Origin of the sequence: Desulfosarcina sp. (genome assembly GCF_041551955.1) — a bacterium.
Classification (GTDB): domain Bacteria; phylum Desulfobacterota; class Desulfobacteria; order Desulfobacterales; family Desulfosarcinaceae; genus Desulfosarcina.
Genome location: NZ_JBFELV010000584.1, coordinates 1 through 2417, shown reverse-complemented (window position 1 = coordinate 2417; position 2417 = coordinate 1). Strand labels below are relative to the sequence as shown.

3 protein-coding genes are annotated in these 2417 nt (G+C 48.0%); 2 read left to right on the top strand and 1 reads right to left on the bottom strand.

The genetic code is table 11. The annotated features are described in order from the left end of the window. The first annotated feature begins 210 nt into the window (after nt 1-210). Both ABYV26_RS24475 and ABYV26_RS24470 read left to right on the top strand, forming a co-directional pair. A complete protein-coding gene (locus tag ABYV26_RS24475) occupies nt 211-495 on the top strand; it encodes an integration host factor subunit alpha (protein ID WP_372683964.1) in 285 nt (94 codons plus the stop codon). Further along, nucleotides 485-823 carry a PilZ domain-containing protein gene (locus tag ABYV26_RS24470; protein ID WP_372683963.1) on the top strand — a complete coding sequence of 113 codons (339 nt, stop codon included), beginning with the start codon at nt 485-487 and terminating at the stop codon, nt 821-823. The genes ABYV26_RS24475 and ABYV26_RS24470 overlap by 11 nt, the downstream gene beginning before the upstream one ends. Nucleotides 824-988: 165 nt before the next feature. Here the strand turns inward: ABYV26_RS24470 and ABYV26_RS24465 are convergent, their stop codons facing one another. After that, complete coding sequence (locus ABYV26_RS24465; protein WP_372683962.1) at nt 989-2020, bottom strand: HD domain-containing phosphohydrolase; 1032 nt, start codon at nt 2018-2020, stop codon at nt 989-991. Nucleotides 2021-2417: the final 397 nt, after the last annotated feature.

Below are 2417 nucleotides of genomic sequence, written 5' to 3'. Positions count from 1 at the left end.
ATTACGCCGCTATGGGCACTCAGACTGTTTTTAAGATAGATGATAGGGTTATCGGATCATTCGACGCCCGATCGAAAACCATGATGTTTGAGACCGATCTTTGATCAAGACAGTTGTAAAGCTCTACCAAACCCTTGACACAACTATGGATTCATGCGATCAAGAATATGTTCCCACCATTTGCGACACCACCTAACCGGAGATCCAACCATGGCGCTGACGAAACACGATATCGCGGAACAGGTTCAAGCCAAACTCGGGTTCCCCAAGAATCAATCCGTAGCGATCACTGAATCCATCATAGAGGCCATTAAAGCGACACTGGCGTCTGGTGATGATGTATTGGTAAGTGGGTTCGGCAAGTTTTGCGTGAAGGAAAAACGGGAACGAAAAGGCCGCAACCCGGCTACCAATGAAGATCTGATGCTGCCTGCGCGCAGGGTGGTGACCTTCAAGTGTTCTGGTAAACTACGGGAGAAGGTGAATGGGAAATAATCAACGCCAACACCCCCGCCGTGCGGCTTTCATCATTGCGGAATACACGCTTAAAGAGGGAACTTACCGGGATGTGATCAAGAATATTAGTGCCGACGGCTTATTCGTAAAGACATGGAGAAAGTTTGTCGCCGAAGAATCAATCTCGCTGAAATTTCCATTGTTTAATTTTGACAATATGATTCAGGTCGTCGGAAAAGTCGTTCGCAATGATCATGATGGCTTTGCAGTGACCTTCGATGAACCGATTAATGGCCTGATCTGCAAAGATGGACGACTCCCGGAAATTGTCCATGAGGGTGACAGATCTTCCCGGAACTCCCGATGAGGCTGATTTTACCTGTTGTATTCTGGCGCCCGCGCTGAAAACGCATCATACGGCCGGCAAGTCAGGCCCCCCTTTGGCAGTAGCACACAGCCTATGGTTGAGATAAGTTGAAGTCATTTCAGGCAAATGCTCGGTTTCTTGTAAAATAACTTGCTAAATTTCTTTTCATGGTCGCTGGTACTGCCTCCACACCTTAGTTTCGAAATCAAACCCACTCCGGTTGATCAAAGAAGTGCAGATATCAACCACCGATGAGTCGTACAATACCCCTTTGTTTGATTCTATCTCAGCCAACGCAGCCTTGAGCCCCAATTCAGGTCGGTACGGACGGAATGACGCTATGGATTCAACCACATCCGCTATCGCCAAGATCCGCGCCTCCAACAGAATTTGGTCCCCTTTCAATTGACGCGGATACCCGCTGCCGTCCAGTCGCTCGTGGTGCTGGTAGATGGTCTCCGCTATCGGCCATGGGAATTGAATATCTTTGAGGATCTCATAGGCAGTGCGCGGATGCATTTGGATGATGGCCAGTTCGTGCTCTGAAATGGGTCCAGGCTTATTTAGGATGGCGGACGGAATATTGATTTTTCCCAGATCGTGAATGGCGGCAGCCATGCGCAGCCCTTGGATGCGCTCCCAGGTAAATCCCATTTGAGTGGCGATGGCGCGGCACAATTTGGTCACGCGCCTCTGGTGGCCAGCGGTATATGGATCACGCTTCTCAATGGTGGTGGACATCGCCTGGATGATGGCGCCCATATTTTTTCGCAAACGATCATGACTGCGATTCAATGCCTGTCTCACTCGCCGAAAAGCGCTGGCGTCGGTAAATTTTTCTACGTATCCCCCGATGGAACCGTTTGCATCGGGAAAGGCGGTGATGGTTACGATCCATGGTGCATGCTTACCGTTTTTACAATGAGGCTCATGATCGAAGACCAGTTGTTGACCAGCCGCCGGGAATTGGGTCAACGGACAGTCGGCGCTGAAACAAAGTTCGCTTGAAAATACGTCATGGCATTTTTTCCCGATAAGATTGGCGGACTCAATTCCCGATAAAACGGAAAATGCTCGATTGCAAAACAGAATCTTGAAGTCACGATCCGTAATGATCATTCCGTCGGATACGGCATCTAAAATCCGCTGCCAGTCTAATGGGGATTGGGCCATGTTGGAATTTAATGATTTCTCCATCAGAAATAATTTCCCTCAGATTGACCCGTTTAAGATGCCCTGCACAAGAACCCAACGGTAACATTTTTCATGCTCGACAAAAAGGCGTCTCCTAATTTTTTCCAGGCGCAGACTCCGACAGCCGGGATTCCGAAGAGGGTAGCAGTGTTTTAGGAGAGTATCAATTTCATTACCGGTCAAACCGATTATGAGATTAGTTTAATCATTTCCCACCCTTTTCTCAATATTTGTGTAAAAAAGGTTACATTTCTTGGCTTGAATCCCTCAATATCTCACTTTTCAATTCGCGGCACACCTCTAAAGAACAATAACCACCCTTACGATGAGGAACTCGCCCTAAATATTGTGCCTGGCTTTGGCATTTAGCGTAAGCAGAGTCACTAAAGACGTTATCGGT

Bases quoted from the DNA above. Each gene is read 5' to 3' on its own strand.
- ABYV26_RS24470 (WP_372683963.1), top strand. From the start codon at position 485: ATGGGAAATAATCAACGCCAACACCCCCGCCGTGCGGCTTTCATCATT.
- ABYV26_RS24465 (WP_372683962.1), bottom strand. From the start codon at position 2,020: ATGGAGAAATCATTAAATTCCAACATGGCCCAATCCCCATTAGACTGG.
- ABYV26_RS24475 (WP_372683964.1), top strand. From the start codon at position 211: ATGGCGCTGACGAAACACGATATCGCGGAACAGGTTCAAGCCAAACTC.